The sequence below is a fragment of the Mesorhizobium sp. BR-1-1-10 genome (assembly GCF_020165595.1).
Classification (GTDB): domain Bacteria; phylum Pseudomonadota; class Alphaproteobacteria; order Rhizobiales; family Rhizobiaceae; genus Mesorhizobium; species Mesorhizobium australicum.
In genome coordinates, this window is record NZ_JAIUIL010000018.1 from 42,237 (window position 1) to 62,689 (window position 20,453).

The following is a 20,453-nucleotide window of genomic DNA, read 5'->3' on the forward strand; positions in this document are numbered from 1 at the left end:
CGTCGTTCGACGCCGCGCGGGCATTGCGTGATGGCGTCCGGTGCGCTTCTATCCCTGCCGCGCCATGGGGGGTCATCATTTGTCTGGCAGGAACCAAACGTCCACCGGCCACGAAGCGAGCGAGGCCGGCTGGCTCGATCTTCATTTCGAATCGTCGCGGCCCGAATACGAGGCGGCCTTGCTCGACGCCGGCATCCGCCCGGGCTGGCGCGTGCTCGACGCCGGTTGCGGCAGCGGCGGCTTCCTGCCGCTCATCGCCAGGGCCGTCGGCCCCTCCGGCTTCATCGCCGCGCTCGACCTCGCGCCCGAAAACATCGGCCGGGTCGAGGCGCTCGCGGGCACGCTGCCCGAGCCGCCGGAAATCGCCACGCATGTCGGCAGCATCCTGTCGCTGCCCTTCGCCGACGCATCGTTCGATTGCGTCTGGTCCGGCAATGTCATGCAGTATCTGACGCCGGCCGAGTTCGAGCTTGCCGTCGGCGAGGCCAGGCGCGTGCTGAGGCCGGGCGGCATCCTGGCGGTCAAGGATTTCGATTCGACCATCCTGCAAATCCTGCCCATGGACCGGGCCCTGCTGGCGCGCTTCATGGCCGCCAGGCTGCAGGGGTTCCGCGACCGGGGCGTGCTCGGCACCGATTGCGGTTCGACGCTTCCGGCGCGCCTGCGGCAGGCGGGCCTGGAGATCGTCAGCCGCAAGGGCTGGCTGGTCGAGCGCTGGGCGCCCGCGCCTCGCTTCACGCGCGCCTATGTTCGCGACCTGCTGGCCTATTTTGCCAGCGTCGCGCCGGGCTACGCCCTGCCTGACGCCGACCAGGCCTATTGGCGGGAGCTCAAGCAGCGGCCGGATCGCCTGCTCGACGATCCCGATTTCTGCTACCGCGAGTTCTTCGTCATGGCGGTCTGCCGGATTTAGCGCTCAGCCGCGACGACGGATGCCCGGCGGCTGCGCGAGGCCGCGGGCAAACCCGCTTCCGAGATCCAGGCCAAGCCAAGGCGCATTCGCCAGTCATCCAGTCGAATGGCCGGCTTTCGATCGAATTTCTTTGCAACCCGTTAATGCGGCCATGCGTCAATAAGCATCTGCTAATTATCCGGTGGCGTGGGGTACGCAATGACCAAGAATCTTGGCAATGGACGCTATGTGCCGCCCAAGGACACAAGCGTCTCCTTGTTCGGCAAGGTCGCGCCGGCGCTGTTTCCGCTCGTCGCGGCGGCGCTGGGCTACATGATCGGGCGGCAATTCCTCGGCCTGTAGGCGCAATTCCAGGAAAAGTGCGTAGCGCTTTCCCCTGGGAATTGCGTGCTCTGGTGAGGCCGACAGGCATCAAGCGCCAGTCTCGGCTGCCGCCTCCTCGGCGGCGGCTTCGGTTCGGCGGACGCGGTCGCTGGCCAGAAGCACGACCGGGCAGGCGGCGGTGGCCAGAACCGCGCTCGCCGTGTCGCCGAAGAACAGCTCGTCGCCTGGCCGCTGCGTGACGCCCATCACCACCATGGCGGCGCCCTTGGCGGCCTCCCTGGCGATCGCCTTGTCGGGCGTGGCGCGCGTCCTGATCGCGGTGTCGACGGCGACGCCGTAGCGGTCGGCGAGATCGGCGACATCCTTGAGCACGGCCTCCTCGCGGCGGTGCGAAACCGAGCTCGGCCGGCTGCCCTTGCGGGCCTGCGAGACATAAAGGACTTTCACGCGCGCCCGGTGCGGCCGCGCCAAGGCGAGCGCGAAATCGGCCGCGCGCCGCGCCACCTCGGTGCCGTTGACGGGAACCAGAATGGTCGCGCCGGCGCGCAGCATCGGCATCTTGCCGTCGGCCTTGGCGCCATTCAGCACCAGGCAGAGCGGGCCGTCGAAGCCGCTGGTGATGGCGTTCAGCGTGCCGCTGAAGGTGCCTTCGGCCAGCGCATTGTCCAGCCCGACCAGCAGCAGGCCGTAGCCCTTGCGGGCTTCCGCCGCGATCGTCTCGGCGGTGGCTTCAAGCTCGGTGCGGGCCGTGAGGTGGACCTTGTCGACGGGCGTATCCTCGGCCTTCCTGACAGCCCTGGCGCTTCTGGCCGCCCCCCTCTTGACCTGCTTGGAGGCGCGCTCAGGACCTTTGTCGCGGGCAGGGCCTGGCAATTTGCCATCCTCGAGGTGGAGCAGCGTGGTCGGCATGCCGCTGCCGCCGCCGACGAGACCGGCGAGGTAGGCGGTGAACTTGCCGACCGGGCTGTCGTCGACGAGCAGCAGCAGCCGCTCCAGCTTGGAGACGAAGCCGCGCTCGTCGAGCAATTCGCGGTCGACGCGCTGCTTTTCGGTGTCGCCGACCGGCAGTCGGCCGAGCGCCCAGCGCAGCATTGGCGGCATGGCCAGCGTGGTGATGACGGCCATGGTGACGATCATGGTGAACAGATTGTGGGAGAGGATGTTCATCGACAGGCCGATCGAGGCGACGATGACCTCTGTCGAGCCGCGTGCGTTCATGGCGCTGCCGACGGCGGTGGACTCCTTCAGCGACATGCCGGCCAGCCGGCCGCCGAGGAAGGCGCCCGAGAACTTGCCGATGCTGGCGATCGCCACCAGGGCCAGCGTCAGCAGCGCCAGCATCGGGTCGGCAAGCACGGTGAGGTCCGCGGACAGGCCGGCCATGCCGAAGAACACCGGCATGAACAGCGCCGTGATGACGCCGCGCAGCTGGCCCTCGATGTGGTCCGACAGGATCGGCGATTCCCCGACCAGTATGCCGGCGACGAAGGCGCCGAGCACGGTGTGGACGCCGATCAGGTTGGTGATCAGCGCCATCACGCCCATGATGATGAGGATAACGGTGATGACGGCGTATTCGCTGCGGAAGGAATCGTTGCTCCAGCGGATCAGGGTGAACACCAGGCGGCGGCCGATGGTGAAGGAGAACACCATGAACAGCGCCACTTCGGCGACCGTCAGGACCAGTGGCAGCACCTGCAGGCTGCCATTGGTGGCGATGCCGAAAGTGACGGCGATGATCAGCCAGCCGATCGTGTCCTCGATGATTGCCGAGGAGACGATGATCTGGCCGAGATTGCGGCGCATGAAATTCATCTCGCGCACCACCATGGCGACGATTTTCACCGAGGAGATCGACAGCGCCGTGCCGAGGAACAGCCCGGCGACGATGCGTTCGCTCGGCTCGGGCAGAAGCGAATCCGGCAAGACCTGCGCCAGCGCGAAACCGCAGGCAAAGGGCAGGACGACGCCGGTGATCGAGATCGAAAAACAGGCCGCACCCACCCGCCGCACGAGCCGCAGATCCGTCTCCATGCCGGTCAGCAGCAGGAGCAGCAGGATGCCGAGCTGCGAGACGGCATCGATCATGCTTTTCTGCGCCGGATCGGTGGAGAAGATCAGATGCTGGGCGCCGGGCCAGAGCCAGCCGAACAGCGACGGCCCGAGCAGGATGCCGCCGATCAGCTGGCCCATGATCGCCGGCTGCCGGCAGCGCTGGAAGATTTCGCCAAGGCCACGGCCGACCAGAAGCAGAAGCACGATCTCGGCGACGAACAGCCCTTCGGCCGAGCCGCCCATGCCCGAGGCGTGGCCGGCCGGCTGCGCGGCCAGCGCCTGGCTTGCCGGGGCGAGGGCGACGATGGCCAGCGAAAGGGCGGCGGCCAGCGGAAGGGCGGCGGCCAGCGAAAGGGCGGCCGCGGTGCCGTGCGACCTTGTTGCCGATGGGTGGATCATGGGTCCCTTCAAGACGCCGCCGCGGACTGACCATCACAACGCGCGGCCGGGGTTTGCGTTGCAGCCATCGTCGCGAGATATCGAACTCAGACGTGGACGTCGCCGAAGGAGAGTTCGCCGTCGTCGCCCGGTGTCAGGAAGGCGGCTGCCAGCAGGACGGCATAGAGGAGGGCAACCACGGCGACGATGACCACGCCCGGAATGGGACCGAGCGCCGCGGCGCCGACAGCCTCGCGCATCGTGCCGACAAAGCCGACCGGCACGCCTTGGGCGATCAGGCTCGGGGTCGACAGTTTCAGGATCCAGGCGAGCAGCAGGATCAGCATCATGTGCAGGTAGTTGCGGCGCAAGCGGCGCGCCAGCGCCACGCGCTGCGAGACCAGGAATTTTGGCGTGCGCAGGCTCTCGCCGAGGATCAGCAGCCAGTCGGAGGCAAAGTCGGGCTGCGGCGAGAAGATCTGCGCGAAATAATGGCGCTCGAACTGGCGCACGCGGGCGCGGTAGACATCGAAGAAGCGGTAGCGGCGCGCCTCGATCCACAACAAGAGCAGCACCAGCAGCATGGCGAACAGCAGCACGCCGTGATGGGCGCTGGCCGTCGACAGCGACACCGACAGCATCGCCGCGACAACGGTGATCGCCCAATTGCTGGTGCGGTCGAGGCGGTCGCGCCAGCCCGCCATGCGGGCGATCTCGGCGCGATGGAAATGGGACATCACGGTGACCAGCTCGCCAGGCGAAAGCGGCCTGCCGACGGGCGTTGCCGGCGCATCGTTCATGACTTCCTCCCCGCCGACAACGCTTATGAGGCAATGTCGTTCCGAAGTGCTTGCTTCCGGCCGCTCGCGCCGGCGTAGAGCCCCGATGCCGCTGGTGTCATAGGCGTAAGGCACGCCGAACGTCGCCCGATTTTGTTGAATCTGATCAAGCTGCTGCACGGGATGGCTCAGGTATGGATTCCAGGTTTCGAACGGTTCTGGCTCTTGAGAATCCCCTAGCCTTCAGCAACATGGCTGCCATGGCCGAGGCACGACAATGAGCAAGCCGATTTCCGCCGCACCGCGCAAATCAGCGCCACGCAAGGCGCCGATGGCGCTGACCGAGGCGCTGGTGGCGCGCACCTTGCGCGTGGTCGAGGATGCCGGGCCGGTGCCGGGCATGATCCCGATGACCGATGACGACTATGCGCGGTTTCGCGACGAGATCCTGGCCTCGGCACCGGCCGGGCCGCTGAGGCTGTTCGCCTATGGCTCGCTGTTGTGGAAGCCGGCGGGCGAGGTGAGGGGCGGCGAGCGGGCGGTGGCGCGGGGCTGGCACCGGTCGTTCTGCTTCACGGTGCAGCGCTTTCGCGGCACGCTCGAGCAGCCCGGCCTGATGATGGCGCTCGACCGTGGCGGCCAGTGCCAGGGCATGGTGTTCGAGATCGCCGAACCGGTAGCCGCCAATCTGGAAGCGCTGCTGCGCCGCGAGATGACCATTCTGCCCGCCGTCAACGTGCCGCGCTGGCTGCGGGTCAGCACCGAAAGCGGGCCGTGCCTGGCGCTCGGCTTCGTCGTCGATCCCGCCAACCCGCGCTATGCCGGCAAACTGGACAAGCCCGCGGTCGCGGCGACGCTGGCGAACGCCGTCGGCCATTGGGGCTCGGGCGCGCAATATCTGTTCGAGACCATCCGCCATCTCGACGCCTGCGGCATACGCGACCGCAATCTGTGGCAACTGCAGGAACTGGTGGCGCGCGAGATCGGTCGCAGCCACGTCGCCGTCTAGCCACCACCGTATTCAGGACGCTGCAATCTTTCGCTTGACGAACATATATCCCTGTGGTTATACGTCAACCAATAGCCAACGGGTTATCGATTAGAGATGCCAGACGCTCATGACACGCTCTTCAGGACGCTCGCCGACCCGACAAGGCGGGCGATCTTCGAGCGGCTGTGCCGCCAGGGAGAGCAGACGGTCGGGGCGCTGACCAGCCAGTCCGGCGTCTCGCAGCCGGCGGTGTCGAAGCATCTCGGCGTGCTGAAGCAGGCCGGGCTGGTGCGCGACCGCCACGAAGGCCGCCAGACGCATTACAGCGCGCAGCTTGCCGCGCTGGCGCCCCTGATGGACTGGACACGCCATATGGCCGGGTTCTGGGAAAGCCGGTTCGACGACCTCGAGGATTTGCTCAAAAGGATGGACCAGTGAACGATAGTGCACAGCAAACCCGCACTGTCGTCGTCGAGCGGGAGATCTCCCATCCGCCCGAAAAACTCTGGCGCGCGCTGACGCAACCGCATCTGATCGAGGAGTGGCTGATGAAGAGCGATTTCAAACCCGCCGTCGGCCATCGCTTCAACATCAGCGCCGACTGGGGCGGCGTGCTGGACTGCGAGGTGCTTGCCGTCGAGCCGCACAAGAGGTTGTCCTACAGCTGGAACCTCGCGCATCAGGACCCGGCGTTCGATCTCAGGAGCGTGGTGACTTTCACGCTCACCCCGACGCCAACGGGAACCCATCTGCGCATGGAGCAGGCCGGTTTCCGGCCCGACCAGAAGCGGGCCTATGGCGGCGCCAAGGTGGGTTGGCCGCAATTCCTGGAAAAGCTGGAAGAGCTTCTGGCGCGGACGGACTGAGGCCTCTCGGCCGAACTGAAAGCCACAAAGCCACACAGAAAAAATAGAGGGCGGGTTTCCCGCCGGCGAAACCATGGAGAAAAAGCGATGAAGATCAAACTGACCAGCATCTATGTCGACGATCAGGAAAAGGCGCTTGCCTTCTACACCGGCGTGCTGGGCTTCACCAAAAAAGCCGATTTCAGCAATGGGCCGTTCCGTTGGCTGACGGTCGTCTCGGCCGAAGAGCCCGACGGCACCGAATTGCAGCTGGCGCTGAACGACAACCCGGCGGCAAAGGCCTACCAGCAGGCGATCTTCAAGCAGGGCCAGCCGGCGCTGATGCTCTTCACCGACGACATCAAGGGCGACCATGAGCGCATCAAGGCGAAGGGCGGTGCCTTTGCCATGGCGCCTACCGACGTGACCGGCTCGACCATCGCCAAGTTGGAGGATGGCTGCGGCAATCTCATCCAGATCACCGAACTGGCGCGCTGGTAGGGCGCCGGGTTTCAACGCATAGCGCAAGAGGAGGCAGAATTGGACTGGAGCAAATGGATGCGGCAAGCGCATCGCTGGCTGTCGATCATCTTCACGGCGACCGTCGTCGCCAATTTCGTCACCATGGCGTTTGGACAGCCGCCGGCCTGGGTGGTCTATTCGCCACTGCCGCCGCTCTTCCTTATGCTGTTCAGCGGCCTCTATATGTTCGTGCTGCCCTATGTCGCGAAAGGACGCAGCGCACAGCGAGCCAATGGATAGGAGGAAAGCGCATGGCCAAGGCGACCCCGGCCAAGGCTGAGCCGAAGCTGCTTTCCGGTGGCAATCCGCAGATCGCCAAGGGCTATGGCGACGCTCCGGTGCAGGCCTATATCGTGGCTATGCCGGGCTGGAAGCGCGAGATGGGCGGGCGGCTCGACGCGCTCATCGAGCGCGCCGTGCCTGGCGTAAACAAGGCGGTGAAATGGAACTCGCCTTTCTACGGCGTCGAGGGCGAGGGCTGGTTCCTCAGCTTCCATTGCTTCACCAGATACATCAAGGTGGCCTTCTTCCGCGGCATGTCGCTGGATCCGGTGCCGCCGGGCGAATCCAGGAGCCAGGACACGCGCTACCTCAATATTCATGAGGACGACGCGTTCGACGAAGCGCAGTTCAGCGCCTGGGTGAAGCAGGCGAGCCTCTTGCCTGGCGAGCGCATGTAAGCGCTCTATCTTCAGTTCGAAGGAGAACCACAATGACGACCACCGAGGACAGCAAATCTCCCTCCGAGCTGATCGACGGCAGGATCAAGGACTTGGGCGACTGGCGCGGCGAGATGCTGGGGCGGCTGCGCGCGCTGATCCATCAAGCCGATCCCGACGTGGTCGAGACGTGGAAATGGCGCGGCGTGCCGGTGTGGGAGGATGCCGGCATGATCTGCACCGGCGAGACCTACAAGGCGGTCGTCAAGCTGACCTTCGCCAAGGGTGCCGCGCTGCCCGATCCCGCGCGCCTGTTCAATTCCAGCCTCGAAGGCAACACACGGCGCGCCATCGATTTCCAGAAAGGCGAGGAGGTCGACGAGGAGGCCTTCAAGGCGCTTGTACGCGCGGCGGTGGCTTTGAACAAATCCAAGTCCCGAAAGTAATCGTTCATTGTGCATAGAGGTCACGGTCGGCGCTGCCCCTCACTGTCCTGCCGGACATCTCTCCCCGTAAACGGGCGAGAGGGCTGCCGCGAGGCCGAAGCTCTTTCCGCAACGCCGGCGATTGGCGAAATCGGCGAGAACGGCGTCCCTCGCCCCGTTTACGGGGAGATGATGCCGGCAGGCAGGCGAGGGGCAGCGCGGACGGCAGATGATTGCCAACGGCTTCAACACGGCGGCCCGCGGACGCTGCCAGCCTCACCGCAAGACAGCCGCGTTTACGATCTGGGAAGCTTGATGGTGCTAGACATCGCGGGATGATGGCTGGCCAGCCGGGCCGGCCGGTTTGGATTCGCCGCCATGAACAGCAGCCCGATGCGCATGCCGTGGGTGGACACGGCCAAAGGCCTCTCGATCATCCTCGTGGTCATGATGTACTCGGCCTACAACACCGGCGAGTATACAGGCGGCGTCGGCTTTCTCCACTATGTCATCGGCTTCGCGACGCCGTTCCGGATGCCGGAATTCTTCCTGATCTCGGGGCTGTTCCTGTCGCAGGTGATCGACCGGCCGTGGCTGCGCTATATCGACCGGCGCGTCGTCCATTACCTCTATTTCTACGTGCTGTGGGCGATCATCTCGATCGGGCTGAAGATCGGCATCTTCAGCCGGGATCCCGCCGGCATGCTGCACGACCTGGCAATGGCCGTCGTCCAGCCCTATGGCGTCCTGTGGTTCATCTACATGCTGGCGGTGTTCGGTCTTGCCGCGAAACTGCTGCGGCAGCTTGCCGTGCCCGCCTGGATCGTCATCCCGATCGCCGCCGGTCTGCAGATGTGGGCGCCGCATCCCGACAGCTACGCGGTCGAACAATTCGCCGCCTATTTCGTCTTTTTCTACGTTGGCTTCGTCATGGCGCCGCTGGTGTTCCGGCTCGTCGAATGGACGCAAGCCCGCCCGGCTGTGGCTGTCGCCGGGCTCGTCCTGTGGGCTGTCGTCAATGGCCTGCTGGTCTATTCGCCAGGTTATGCCATGCAGCCGGTCGGCATGCAGATGGGCTTGGCGGCATGGCCGCCGCTGCATCTCGTCCTGGCCGTCGCCGGTGCCGTGGCGCTTTGCGTGCTTGGCGGTTTCCTGTCGAAATTTCCCGCCATGGAATGGCTGCGCTGGCTGGGCGAACATTCGCTGGTCGTCTATGTCGCCTTCACCATTCCGATGTCGCTGTTCCGCGGCGCCGCACTGGCAAGCGGCCTGCTGACCGACACGGGCTTGCTCAGCCTGGCGGTGCTGCTGGTCTCGATCGTCAGCCCCGTCGTGCTCTACTTCATCGTGCAGCGCATCGGCTTCGGCATGTTCTTGTTCGAGCGGCCGGCCTGGGCGCATATCGACGGCAGCGCCGCGAAAGCAGCGCCGAAAAAGCCGCTGACCGCCGCCGCCGAGTCAAGCCGGACATAACCGGCCGCCCCATGGCGTTTGCCGCCGGCATCAACCGTCCCGCAACCAGACCAGCATCTCGCCGGGCTCGCGGTTGTCCCAGGCGAAATAGGGGATGGCGGTCAGGCGCGTCTCGACCCTGGCCGGCGGATCGGAGCGATAAAGGCCGTCCTGCCAGCCATCCCCGGCATCGGCTTGTGCCGTGGCTGAAAGCGTCACCACACCGCCGAGCAGATCCGGTTCGTCATGCGCCTCGATGCCGGCCGTGCGCGGCAGGGTCAAGCGATGCAGGCGGCTGTCATTGTCGGTCGCCTCGACGCAGTAGATCAGCGGCCCGCGCGACAGCGCGACGCGGCCGGCATCCTGCCTCACCTCGGGATTGGCATAGAGCCGCTCGATCGGCATTTCGAGATCGAGCCGGACACGGTCGCCCTTCTGCCACCTGCGCCGGATCGCGGCGTAGCCATCACTGGTCAAATCCTCGAGGTCGACCGTCTCGCCATTGACGGCCAGGCCGGCGTTGCCGCTCCAGGCCGGCACACGCAGGTGCAGCGTGAACTCTACCGGCGCCTGCGGCTCAACGGTAATCTCGACGGCACCATCCCAGGGATAGCGGCTCGCCTGCGTCAGCGTGACCGGTGTGCCTGCAATGTCGAAGCGGGCGGTGGAGTCGCCATAGAGATGAACCGCCAGCGCGTCGTCCGCCAGGCTGTAGAAATAGCTGCCGATCGAGGCGACCATGCGCCCGATATTGGGCGGGCAGCAAGGGCAGCGGTGCCATTTCCATCTGTTATGCTTGCCCCGGCTTTCCAGCGGGTTCTCGTAGAAGAACAGCGAGCCGTCGAGCGACAGGCCGGAAATGGAACCATTGTAGAGCGCGCGCTCCATCATGTCGGTGTAGCGGGCGTTCGGCCCCATGCCGAGCATGCGGCTCGCCCAGAACACCAGCCCGACCGACGCACAGGTCTCGGCATAGGCGGTTTCGTTGGGCAGGTCGTAGTCGCTGGTGAAGCCCTCATTGTGCGCCGACGGGCCGAGCCCGCCGGTGATGTAGAGGTTCTTGGTGGTGAGGTCGTCCCACAGCCGGTCGAGCGCCACCCGCAACGTGTCGTCGCCATATTCGGTCGCGATGTCGGCCATCCCCGAATAAAGGTACATGGCCCGCACCGCGTGGCCGACGACCTTGTCCTGCTCGCGCACCGGTATGTGCGACTGGCTGTATTCGTAGGTCTTGAAATGATAAGCCTTCGGGTCGGCGCCACGGGCGCGCGCCTCCTCGTCGAAATAGTGCGGCTGCTGCCCGCGCTGGTCGATGAAATATTTGGCCAATTCCATGTACTTTTGTTCGCCCGTCACCCGCGCCAGCTTGACCAGCGCCAGCTCGATCTCCTCATGGCCGCAATAGCCCTTTTTCTTGCCGGGCTCGGGCCCCAGCACCGAAGCGATGTGGTCGGCATAGCGGCACATGATCTCGAGCAGCTTGCGCTTGCCCGTCGCCTGGTAGTAGGCGACCGCGCCCTCGATGAGGTGGCCGGCGCAATAAAGCTCATGGCAGTCGCGCAGATTGGTCCAGCGCTTGCCCGGCTGGATGCGCTGGTACCAGCTGGAGAGATAGCCGTCCTCCTGCTGCAGCCTGCCATACATGTCGATGACGGCGTCGATCTTCTTCTCCAGTTCGGGATTCTTACGCCGGTAGAGCGAATAGGCCGCGGTCTCGATCGTCTTGCCGAGATCGGAATCCCAGAACATCTGCGTGGTCACCGTCGAGCCGGTGAAACCGGCGGAGGCCGCCTCGTCGGGCGAGGGCGAGTGGAACGGAATGACGACGCCTGGCGAGGGCTGGTCCGGATCGATCTGCTCCAGCATGCGCGCCGCCACGCAGCGGTCGTAAAGGATGTCGGCGGTGCGCGTGGCAACCGCCTCGGCGCGGTCGCCCCAGAAGCCGCGCACGTCGACCTGCGGCACCGGCAGCGGGCGGAAGGCGAGCTTCGGCTTGCCCGTCTCCTGCGATTTATTTGGGGTGGCGTGCCGGGGGGATGGCGATGCGGTCATGAACTCACTCCATTCGATCTGACGTCTATCTCTCTGTTTGGGCATGATCTTTCCGAAAACCGGTTCCCACTTTTCGGGATCATGCTCTATTTGACGGCCCCGGCCATCAGGCCGCGGATGTAGAAGCGCTGCAAAGCCAGGAACAGGATCAGGCACGGCACCATCATCACGGTGACGCCCGCCTGCACCGCGCCCCAGTCGATGGCGCCGAAGCGGCCGGACTGAAGTGCGGTCATCATCACCGGCAGCGTGAACTTGGACTGGTCGGTCATCAGCACCAGGGCAGCGAGGAATTCGTTCCAGGCGCCGAGGAAGGCAAACAGCGCGATGGTGACGACACCAGGCCAGACCAGCGGCAGCATGACCTTCATGAGCATGGTGGCGTTGCCGGCGCCGTCCATGCGCGCGGCCTCCTCGATCTCGCGCGGCACCGCGTCGAAGGCGTTGCGCATCATGAAGATCGAGAACGGCAGCTGCAGCGTCACATAGACGCCGACCAGGCCGGTCAGCGTGTTGTGCAGGCCAAGCTTGGTCAGCACCAGGAAGATCGGCGTCAGGATCGACTGGAACGGGATCATGATCGTCGACAGGATGAGGACGAAGAACAAGTCCTTGAACGGGAACCGAAACCGCGAAAAACCGTAGCCGGCGAGCACGCTGACGATGACCGACAGCATGACCGTCATCACCGAGACATAGATGCTGTTCTGCGCCGAGGCCCACAGGCCGTCGCCGAAACTGTTCAGCGTTTGATAGTTCTCCAGCGAGAAGCCCGTCGTCGGCCAGGGCGGCAGGGGCGGCAGGCGCGCCTCCTGTGCCGGCTTGAAGGCCGACAGCACCGTCCACACGATCGGCGCCACGAACAGCACCGAGGCGACGATGCCGGTGGAATGCCTGGCCAAGCGCGCGGCAAGCTTGCCTGTGCCCGATATCGCCTGCGCCATCAGTCGAGCCCCTCGGGTTTGCGCAGCAACCAGAGCTGGACGAGGCTGAGCGCCACCAGGATGACCAGCAGCACCATCGAGAGTGCCGCGCCATAGCCGAGCTTGAACGAGACGAAGGACTGGTTGAAGATCCAGTACACCGCCGTCAGCGTCTGGTTGCGCGGGCCGCCGCGCAGGATGATGTAGAACTGGTCGAAGGCAAGGATGGAGCCCGCGACCGACAGGATCAGCGCCAGCGCCAGGGTGCGGCGCATCAGCGGCAAGGTGATCGCCCGGAACCTGGCGAACGGCCCGGCGCCGTCGATGACGGCGGCCTCCTGCAGATCCTGCGGGATCGACTGCAGGCCGGTCATCAGGATGATCATGGTGAAGCCAGCGACCTTCCACACCACCATGGCGATGATCGACCAGAAGGCCGGTTGGAAGGTGGCGAGCAGGTTGAACTTCTTGTCGATCAGGCCGAGATCGTAGGCGGCGGGGCTGAACAGGCCGGAATCGACGTTGAGCAGCCACGACCACAAAAGGCTCGCCGAGGCAAAGCCGACCACCGCCGGCATGAAGAACATGGTGCGGTAGAGGTTGGTGAACGGGCGCGGCCGCTCGATGAAGATCGCCAGCGGAAAGGCGACGGCGAAGATCGCGATGGTGACGATCAGCGTGTAGTAACCGGTGAATCTCAGCGCGTTCCAGAACCTGGTGTCGCGCAGGATTGCCCAGTAATTGCCGAGGCCGATGAAGGAGTGCTCGCCCATCAAGGGCCAGTTGTGCAGCGACATCCAGGCCGTCATGCCGAGCGGAATGACGAAGAACAGCATGACCAGCGCCACCGCCGGCGCGACATAGAGCAGGCCAATCCATTGCCGGCGCCCGGCGCCAACGCGTTTGCGGACGCGGGGTGGGGCGGTGGTTGCGGTGATGGTGGTCATGGCTGTTTCCCTGGCGCTGCGTCCCCTCCTCCTCGAGGGGAGGGTCCGGCCGAAGGCCGGGGGTGGGGTCCTCCGCCAAGCGCGCCGACATCAAGGAACGTCGAGCACTGCCGAGACGACCCCACCCGGACCTGCGGTCCGACCTCCCCTCAAGGGGGAGGTGGAGGCGGCGCTACTTCTGCGGCGCCTGGTCGATGATCGACTGCATGGTCTCCTGGGCGTTTGCTATGGCGCCATCGACGTCGTCGCCGAAGAACACCTCGTTGATCATCTGTGTCCACGGGCCGTTGGCGGAGTTGATCAGGTCGTTGAACACCACCGAATACGGCGTCTTGCCCTTGGCCATCGCCTCGGCGGCAATCTGGTAGCGCGGGTCGAGCTCCTTCAGCGCGTCCTTGGCGATGTCGCCGCGCACCGGCAGGCTGCCGTATTTGGCGAGGATCGTCTGGCCTTCGAGCGAATAGGCGAAGTCCAGGAACTCCTTCACCACGGCGAGTTTCTTGGTGCCCTTGGTGACGACGAAATTGTCGCCGCCGGCAAAGGACGACCAGTTGCCATCCTTGCCCGGCAGGAAGGTGACGCCGTAGTCGACATCAGGATATTGCGTGTTGAGCGCGCCGATGGCGAAGGCGCCGGAGGGCGAGATGCCGATATTGCCGGCGGCGAAGGCGGCAAAGAAATTGGCGCCCGTATCGGTCTGCGCGCCCGCCGGCACCAAATCCTTCTTGACCATCGAGCGGTAGAGATCGATGGCGCCGCGCAATTGCGGGCTGTCCAGCGTCGCCTTGGAGCCGTCCTCCGACAGGATGTCGCCGCCCGAGGCCCAGATCAGCGGCGTGAAGGTGAAGATGTTGCAGCCACCGCAATTGCCGGAGAAGTAGAAGCCCTTGATGTTGCCGCCAAGCGCGTTGACCTTCTCGGCGTCGGCTTCGATCTCGGCCCAGTTGGCCGGGCCCTTTTCAGGGTCGAGGCCTGCCTGCTTGAACAGCTTCTTGTTCCAGATCAGCACCGAGGCGTCGGCCGAGAAGGGCAGGCCGTAAATGCGGTCCTTGTAGGTGCCGGTCTTCACATGCGCGGGCGACAGGCTGGCGAAATAGGGAAGCGATTTCGCCCAGTCGGTGATGTCCTCCAACTGGCCGGCGGCCGCGAAGGAGGGCGTGTAGATCAGGTCGAGCGACAGCGCGTCGGGCGCCGTGCCGCCGGCCGCGGCCGCGCCATATTTCGGGATGATCTCGGCATTGGGGATAATGTCGAGCTTGACCTGGTCCTTGTTCGCCTTGTTGAAGGCGTCGACGATCCTCGGCATGAAGTTCGAGCCGTCGGCGCGTACCCAGATGTTGGCGGTTTCGGCGGCGGCAAATTGCAGGCCGCAACCCAGAACGGCAGCCGTCAACGTCAATTTGGTCAGGGCCAATTTGGTCGGGGCCAGTTTGGCAATCAAAGTCCTCATGTTCTCCTCCTCCTCATTTAGCCGCGATGCGCGGCTTGCCGCCGATCGCGGCGCTTCGTTTCTCAGCCGTCTTTTCAGCCGTCGGGCAGGCGGCCGCAGGACTGCCGCACCACCAGCCGGCACGGCAGTTTTCTGATGCCCGGCGCGGCGGGCTTGCCGCCGACCAGGGAAAGCAGGGTCAGCCCGGCCTCGCGGCCGAGCGCTGTCAGGTTCATGTCGACCGAGGTCAGCGGCGGGCGGGTCGCCTCGGCCACGATCTCCCAATTGTCGAAGCCGATGACGCCGACATCGCCGGGAACGCTCAAGCCACGCTCGCGCAGAGCATCGATGACGCCGCGCGCGATCTGGTCGTTGCCGCAGAAGACGGCGTCCGGCTTTTCTCCCCCGCCATCGAAAAGGATCGTCACCGCCTCATGCCCCCAGGCTTCCGACCAGGCGCCGAGCAGGGGTTCGATGACGGACAGGCCGTTCTCGATCAGCGCGGCGCGATAGGCCTGCGCCCGTTCATGCACCACGGCAAAACTGGCCGGGCCCGTGACATGGGCGATGCGCTTGCGGCCGAGCCGGCAGAAATGGTCGACGGCCAGCCGCGCCCCCCCGGCATCGTCGGAAACGAAGGCGACGGCGTCGGGATCGGGCTGAGTGAAGGCGTAGATCACGGGGATGCGCAAATTGGCGAGATCGATCGGCAGATGGCGGTCGATGCGCTTGCCGGTGGCAATGATGCCGTCGACGCGCTTGTCGAGCATGGCCTCGACATGGAGCTGGCCGAGACGGGGATCCTCCTCGACATTGCACAGGAATACCGAGACGCCGGCATCGACCAGCGCATCCGAAATGCCCGACATCAGCGGCAGCGAGAAACGGCCATAGGTGTCGTTGGTGAGCAGGCCGACAGTAAAGGAGCGGCGCCTCAGCAGGCTCTGCGCCAGGCTGTTAGGCCGGAAGCCCAGGTTGCGCGCCGTCTCGCGAATGCGCTCGCGGGTCTCGGCGGTCATGCGCCCCTGATCATTGAGTGCCTTGGATGCAGTGGCAACGCTGACGCCGGCCTGCGCGGCCACGTCGCGCAAGGTGACGGGTTTGGGAAAGACCGGAACTGGCTGGTCGTCCGATGCCATCGCGGCAGAAATCCTTGGTTGGAAAAAGGTTTTCCCTTACCGGCCGGAATAAAGCCCGGCTAACGGCCGAACCCCATCGGGACTGTCTGGAAAAACCTTTTCTCAACTTGAAGGCTAGGCCAGATCGGGGGACCGATCAAGAGGAAAATGGCCAGATCAGGGTTCCTCGGTACCATCCGCTATTTCGCGCGGCCGCGACGTTTCGCATCTTCGAGGCCGAAAGGCAGGTGAAAGGGAACGCGCCGCGGTGTGGAGCTGGACCCTCTTGCCCTTGGTCGGCAGGATCATTGCATGGCTGGAACGTCAGACGTGGCTTGAGCCGCCGCATTCCTTGACTTGGTGCAAGCCCAGCGGGAGACCGCTCACGTCCTTGGAGTGACTCTATGCCTTCTTGGCCACACGCTTCTTTTTCGGCGCCGGGTTCAGCGCTTCCGCCACGCGATCGGCTTCTTCCTTGGCCAGGCGCAATTCCCTCAGCCTTGCCGTCTTGATCTCCCTGGCCCTCGCCTCGGACATGTATTCGGCGGTTGCCTTGTTGCGCTCCGCGGTTTTCTTCTGCTTGTCGACAAAGCGGGCTTCAGCTTTTTGCATGATCGTCTGATTGCCGTCGGCCATTGAAGAAATCTCCTTCGCGCGTGAAATCGTGAAAATGAACTTCTCGATAAATAGGCGCCCGGAAGGAAAAATTCAATCTTTCGAATAATTTGGCCTCCTTGTCGGCGTCAGGAGACCGCGCTTCGAAATAATACTTTTGAAATTTTTCTCCCGCCGGAATCAAATCTTGCGCGGGGAATGGAGATAGCGCCAAGGCGCCAACGGACAGAATTTCGAATGGAAAACCGTTTCGCATTTTCCTGGAATTGCCTAGGATGGTCCGGTGGTCGTTTGGTGCAGGGTTTGCGGAAACGGAACCGCGATTCCCAGTTTGGAGACAAGTCATGTTCGCGGCCCAGGCCATCGATATCTCAGACAAGGCCGCGTTCTACCGCGACCTTGCCAAGCAATTGGAGGCGCTGCTCGAGGGCGAGCACGATTCGATCGCCAACGCCGCCAACACCGTGGCGCTGATCTTCCAGATGGTGCCCGACCTCAACTGGGCCGGCTTCTATTTCCTGGCATCGGACGAGGAACTTGTGCTGGGGCCCTTCCAGGGCAAGCCGGCCTGCGTGCGCATCGCCGTCGGCCAAGGCGTATGCGGAACGGCGGTCGAGCTCGGCACCTCGATGCTGATCAAGGACGTGCATGATTTCCCCGGCCACATCGCCTGCGACGCCGCCTCGCGCTCCGAGCTGGTCGTGCTGCTTGTGGACGAGGAGGGCGTTTTCGGCGTGCTCGATCTCGACAGCCCGCTGCCCGGCCGCTTCGACAGTGCCGACCAGGCCGGCATCGAGGCGCTGGCGGCGATCTATGTCGCGGCGAGTTCGTTCCAGGATTAGTTACCCTGAGACCTTCACCAGCATCAGGCTGAAGCCGCCGATGAACAGGAAGGCGCAGAAGGCGAGCGCCAGCGGGCGCAGGCCGCGCGAGCGCAGTTGCGAAATGTCCGCCTGCAGGCCCATGGCGGCCAGCCCCATGGTGAGCATGATGGTGGTGGCCAGCACTACCGCCTGCTTCACTTCGGCTGGTATCGTAACCAGGCTGTTCAAGGCCACGACGGCGACAAAGGCGGCGACGAACCACGGCATGGGCGGGCGTGCAGCCGACTGGTCGTCACTTTTGCGGCGCGCCATCAGGCCGAGCGCGATGACCATCGGCGCAAGCATGGCGACGCGGGTCAGCTTGGCGACGGTGGCGATCTCGCCGGATTGGGTGCCGTTCTGGAAACCGGCGCCGATGACTTGCGCCACCTCATGGATGGAGGCGCCGGCCCACAGTCCGAAGGCGTGCTGGTCGAGGCCGAGCAGCGGCGCCAGCAGCGGGAAGCCGAGCATGGCGATGGTGCCGAACAAGGTGATCGAGGCGACGGCATAGGTGACGTCCTCGTCGCGCGCATCGGTGACGATGTTGGTGGCGACGATCGCCGAGGCACCGCAGATCGAGGTGCCGGCGGCGATCAACTGGGTGAGCTTGGCGTCGACGCCGATCAGCCGGCCGAGCGTGATGGTGAAGACGAAGGTGGCGCCAAGGGTCAGTGCGACGATGCCGACGCCGCCGGCGCCGATCGAGACGACCTGGCCAAGCGTCAGCTGGAAGCCGAGCAGCACGATGGCGAAGCGCAGCAGGCGCTTTTGCGAAAAGGCGATGCCCGCCTTGGCGTGCACCGGTGTGCCGAGCACGTTGGAATAGACCATGCCGGCGACGACGGCCAGGATCATCGGGCTGAACAGGGCAAAACCGGAGACATTGCGGGCCGAGAAGGCGACGGCCGTGATCATCGCCACCAGCACGATGCCGGGAATGATGCCGTTCCCCACGAAATCGAGGCGCTTGCGACCTTGGGCCAGATCGGCGGAAATCAGGCCTTTCGGAATACCGTTTGCGATGGGAGTCAGGGACGACAATACAATTCTCCGTGCGAGTACGCCGGAGAAATGTCATTCCAAGACTAATCTTTCCAACGAATTATTTTCGTTAGAATGATCGATTTTTACGAACGGTCTTGGCCCCTCGAAAGCTGAGAAAGGGGCCGGCCTACAGCTGCGCTTCGATCGCCGCCTTGTCGATCACCGACCAGACGTGCCTGATCCTGCCGTCGAGAAACTCGTAGAAGACGTTCTCGCTGAAGGACACTTTCCTGCCGTTGACCGGCAGGCCGAGAAAAGTTTCCTTTGGCGTGCAGTTGAATTGAAGGCGGCTCGCTATGAAAGGCGTATCGGCGATCAGCAGTTGGATGTCGAAATAGAGATCGGGAATTTCGCGAAAATCCCGCTCCAGCATGTCGCGGTAACCCGACAGGCCGACCCGGTCGCCATTGTAGTGCACCTCCTGGTGTACGAAGCGGTCTAGGCTCCGCCAGTCCTGGGCGTTGAGGCAGGCGATGTAACCACGATAGCTATTGGCAAGATCTTCATCGGTCATAGCATGCTCCGGTGCTTTGCCAACCGCATGTCTTCCACGACTGTTCCGGACGGCGAGAAATGCTTGTTCGGGGAAGACATAGAGCGGCGATGCCGGAATGCGAGTGCGGCATCAGGGAAGGACTTCGAATTCCGGTCCGCCGATCACCTCGTCGATCGCCTGTGGGTCGACGTGCTCGCTGTCGACCGAGGCTTCGAGCTGCGACAAGGGGGCTTCAAGGGTCCAGGTGACGCCGTGGCTGTCATATTCGAGAACGCCGGTGCCACTTACAGCTGCTGGAGCGACGCGCTGGAGCACGACGGTGCCGAAACCGCCATGGCCGATGTTCTGCACCTGAGGACCATCGCGCTCTTTCCAGATCAGCTGGAACCGTTTCAGGGCGCCTGCCTGGCTCACCTTCCATTGCACCGATATCGTTCCCTCGGCGGCCGAAAGCACGCCATATTTGGCGGAGTTGGTCGCCAGTTCATGAAAGGCGATGCCGAGATACTGGACGGCATTGGGGTTCAGCGTCAGGGAAGGGCCAGCCATGGAAATCCGTTCCTCGTTGCCGAACGGTTTGGCTTGTGCCAGGAGCAACTCGAAAATCGTCGCGCCTCGCCAGTCGCCGGACACCAGCAGGTCGTGCGAGAGCGACAGCGCCATGATGCGCTCGCGCACCTGGCGTTCGAACTCCGCCGGTGTCGAGGACCTCTTGCTGGTCTCGCGGATCATAGAGATGATGACGGAATACTGGTTCTTGACCCGATGGTTGACCTCGCGCATCAGCATGCGGATGCGATATTCGCTCTCCTTGGCTATCGAGATGTCGCGGGCGATCTTGGAGGCGCCGATGATCCGGCCGACGGCATTGCGTACGGGCGAGATCGTCAGGGATACGGGCACTAGGCTGCCGTCCTTGCGGCGGCGGATGGTCTCGTAGGTCTCGACCTGCTCGCCTTTGCGGATGCGCTCCAGTATGCGCGGCTCCTCGTCCAGATGGTCATCGGGTATCAGCATCGTCACGGACCTGCCGACCGCTTCGTCGGCGGTGTAGCCGAACAGGCGTTGGGCGCCTGAGTTCCAGCTCTTGATGACGCCGTTCAAATCCTTGCTGACGATTGCATCGAAGGAGGATTCCACGATGGCCGACAGATGATGCCTGGCCTCGTCGGCAAGATGCCGATCGGTGAGGTCGAACAGCATGTTGACGGCGCCGACAAGCCTGCCTTGGTCGTCATGGAGCGGGGTGGGATAGGGAAGGAAGGGCACGCGCGTGCCGTCGGGACGCTGCGAGATGGCCGACTGGTTTCTGACCGGCCGGTTCTCCCGCAACGCAACGGCCATCGGGCATTGGTCGTGCGGCAACACCTGCCCGTCGGTCGTGAACAGCTTGTGCGTTACGCACCACTGGTCTTTTCCGAGCTCGGGCTCGCGCCCGGCAAAATCGGCCGCGGCCCGGTTGAAATAGGTGATCCTGCCTTCGCTATCGGTCGTGTAGATGGCGACAGGAAGATTATCGAGGATTTGATGGGATAGATCGAGTGTCGAACTGTTCGACAGGTCCGTCATGCGCAAGGTTCCATTTAACCACCGTGAACGCTGTCCGGCTGAATTGGTTCC

General features: G+C 64.2%; 22 protein-coding genes. 11 read left to right on the forward strand and 11 right to left on the reverse strand.

The window, feature by feature from the left end; translation table 11 throughout:
- Nucleotides 1-79 precede the first annotated feature (79 nt).
- Both LB555_RS28155 and LB555_RS28160 read left to right on the forward strand, forming a co-directional pair.
- Entirely contained in the window at nucleotides 80-913 is an 834-nt protein-coding gene (locus LB555_RS28155; RefSeq protein WP_224684280.1) for a methyltransferase domain-containing protein, read from the forward strand.
- Nucleotides 914-1,111: 198 nt separating this feature from the next.
- Nucleotides 1,112-1,255, forward strand: coding sequence for a hypothetical protein (locus LB555_RS28160; protein WP_181171316.1), 144 nt, complete (start codon nucleotides 1,112-1,114; stop codon nucleotides 1,253-1,255).
- Between the two features lie 69 nt (nucleotides 1,256-1,324).
- Here the strand turns inward: LB555_RS28160 and LB555_RS28165 are convergent, their stop codons facing one another.
- Together LB555_RS28165 and LB555_RS28170 are read right to left on the reverse strand one after the other, a co-directional pair.
- Entirely contained in the window at nucleotides 1,325-3,535 is a 2,211-nt protein-coding gene (locus LB555_RS28165) for a cation:proton antiporter (RefSeq protein ID WP_411970829.1), read from the reverse strand.
- A gap of 242 nt (nucleotides 3,536-3,777) precedes the next feature.
- Nucleotides 3,778-4,470 carry a DUF2270 domain-containing protein gene (locus tag LB555_RS28170; RefSeq protein WP_140788317.1) on the reverse strand — a complete coding sequence of 231 codons (693 nt, stop codon included), beginning with the start codon at nucleotides 4,468-4,470 and terminating at the stop codon, nucleotides 3,778-3,780.
- A gap of 256 nt (nucleotides 4,471-4,726) precedes the next feature.
- Here LB555_RS28170 and LB555_RS28175 point away from each other — a divergent pair, with 256 nt between their 5' ends.
- The 8 genes from LB555_RS28175 (at nucleotide 4,727) to LB555_RS28210 (ending at nucleotide 9,364) form a co-directional block, all read left to right on the forward strand.
- Nucleotides 4,727-5,458, forward strand: a complete 732-nt coding sequence (locus LB555_RS28175; protein WP_015316757.1) for a gamma-glutamylcyclotransferase — start codon at nucleotides 4,727-4,729, stop codon at nucleotides 5,456-5,458.
- A gap of 96 nt (nucleotides 5,459-5,554) precedes the next feature.
- On the forward strand, nucleotides 5,555-5,878 hold the full coding sequence (locus LB555_RS28180; RefSeq protein WP_015316758.1) for an ArsR/SmtB family transcription factor: 324 nt from the start codon (nucleotides 5,555-5,557) through the stop codon (nucleotides 5,876-5,878).
- Nucleotides 5,875-6,306, forward strand: a complete 432-nt coding sequence (locus tag LB555_RS28185; RefSeq protein ID WP_140716562.1) for an SRPBCC family protein — start codon at nucleotides 5,875-5,877, stop codon at nucleotides 6,304-6,306. Before LB555_RS28180 ends, LB555_RS28185 begins: the two co-directional genes overlap by 4 nt.
- A gap of 87 nt (nucleotides 6,307-6,393) precedes the next feature.
- Complete coding sequence (locus tag LB555_RS28190; RefSeq protein ID WP_140663587.1) at nucleotides 6,394-6,786, forward strand: VOC family protein; 393 nt, start codon at nucleotides 6,394-6,396, stop codon at nucleotides 6,784-6,786.
- Between the two features lie 39 nt (nucleotides 6,787-6,825).
- Nucleotides 6,826-7,047, forward strand: a complete 222-nt coding sequence (locus LB555_RS28195) for a hypothetical protein (RefSeq protein WP_015316761.1) — start codon at nucleotides 6,826-6,828, stop codon at nucleotides 7,045-7,047.
- 11 nt (nucleotides 7,048-7,058) lie between these two features.
- On the forward strand, nucleotides 7,059-7,487 hold the full coding sequence (locus LB555_RS28200) for a DUF1801 domain-containing protein (RefSeq protein ID WP_224597112.1): 429 nt from the start codon (nucleotides 7,059-7,061) through the stop codon (nucleotides 7,485-7,487).
- Nucleotides 7,488-7,519: 32 nt separating this feature from the next.
- Nucleotides 7,520-7,912, forward strand: coding sequence for a DUF1801 domain-containing protein (locus LB555_RS28205; protein ID WP_224597111.1), 393 nt, complete (start codon nucleotides 7,520-7,522; stop codon nucleotides 7,910-7,912).
- Nucleotides 7,913-8,269: 357 nt separating this feature from the next.
- Complete coding sequence (locus tag LB555_RS28210; RefSeq protein WP_224684282.1) at nucleotides 8,270-9,364, forward strand: acyltransferase family protein; 1,095 nt, start codon at nucleotides 8,270-8,272, stop codon at nucleotides 9,362-9,364.
- A gap of 30 nt (nucleotides 9,365-9,394) precedes the next feature.
- Here the strand turns inward: LB555_RS28210 and LB555_RS28215 are convergent, their stop codons facing one another.
- From LB555_RS28215 to LB555_RS28240, 6 genes are all read right to left on the reverse strand, one after another.
- Complete coding sequence (locus LB555_RS28215) at nucleotides 9,395-11,395, reverse strand: glycoside hydrolase family 127 protein (protein ID WP_224684283.1); 2,001 nt, start codon at nucleotides 11,393-11,395, stop codon at nucleotides 9,395-9,397.
- An 86-nt stretch (nucleotides 11,396-11,481) separates the two neighbouring features.
- Nucleotides 11,482-12,339, reverse strand: a complete 858-nt coding sequence (locus LB555_RS28220; RefSeq protein ID WP_224644177.1) for a carbohydrate ABC transporter permease — start codon at nucleotides 12,337-12,339, stop codon at nucleotides 11,482-11,484.
- Nucleotides 12,339-13,265, reverse strand: coding sequence for a carbohydrate ABC transporter permease (locus LB555_RS28225; protein WP_140724950.1), 927 nt, complete (start codon nucleotides 13,263-13,265; stop codon nucleotides 12,339-12,341). The genes LB555_RS28220 and LB555_RS28225 overlap by 1 nt, the downstream gene beginning before the upstream one ends.
- A gap of 172 nt (nucleotides 13,266-13,437) precedes the next feature.
- Nucleotides 13,438-14,715, reverse strand: a complete 1,278-nt coding sequence (locus tag LB555_RS28230) for an ABC transporter substrate-binding protein (protein WP_140716548.1) — start codon at nucleotides 14,713-14,715, stop codon at nucleotides 13,438-13,440.
- 74 nt (nucleotides 14,716-14,789) lie between these two features.
- Entirely contained in the window at nucleotides 14,790-15,833 is a 1,044-nt protein-coding gene (locus tag LB555_RS28235; RefSeq protein ID WP_140663571.1) for a LacI family DNA-binding transcriptional regulator, read from the reverse strand.
- Nucleotides 15,834-16,214: 381 nt separating this feature from the next.
- On the reverse strand, nucleotides 16,215-16,448 hold the full coding sequence (locus LB555_RS28240; RefSeq protein ID WP_015316770.1) for a hypothetical protein: 234 nt from the start codon (nucleotides 16,446-16,448) through the stop codon (nucleotides 16,215-16,217).
- Nucleotides 16,449-16,771: 323 nt separating this feature from the next.
- Between LB555_RS28240 and LB555_RS28245 the strand changes: the two genes are divergently transcribed.
- Nucleotides 16,772-17,269, forward strand: a complete 498-nt coding sequence (locus LB555_RS28245; protein WP_224684284.1) for a GAF domain-containing protein — start codon at nucleotides 16,772-16,774, stop codon at nucleotides 17,267-17,269.
- Here the strand turns inward: LB555_RS28245 and LB555_RS28250 are convergent, their stop codons facing one another.
- The 3 genes from LB555_RS28250 to LB555_RS28260 form a co-directional block, all read right to left on the reverse strand.
- On the reverse strand, nucleotides 17,270-18,334 hold the full coding sequence (locus LB555_RS28250; RefSeq protein ID WP_224684285.1) for a YeiH family protein: 1,065 nt from the start codon (nucleotides 18,332-18,334) through the stop codon (nucleotides 17,270-17,272).
- A 130-nt stretch (nucleotides 18,335-18,464) separates the two neighbouring features.
- Nucleotides 18,465-18,851, reverse strand: a complete 387-nt coding sequence (locus LB555_RS28255) for an ester cyclase (protein WP_015316775.1) — start codon at nucleotides 18,849-18,851, stop codon at nucleotides 18,465-18,467.
- Nucleotides 18,852-18,962: 111 nt separating this feature from the next.
- Nucleotides 18,963-20,402 (reverse strand): PAS domain S-box protein, encoded by a 1,440-nt coding sequence (locus LB555_RS28260; RefSeq protein WP_224684286.1) that lies wholly within the window; start codon nucleotides 20,400-20,402, stop codon nucleotides 18,963-18,965.
- Nucleotides 20,403-20,453 lie beyond the last annotated feature (51 nt).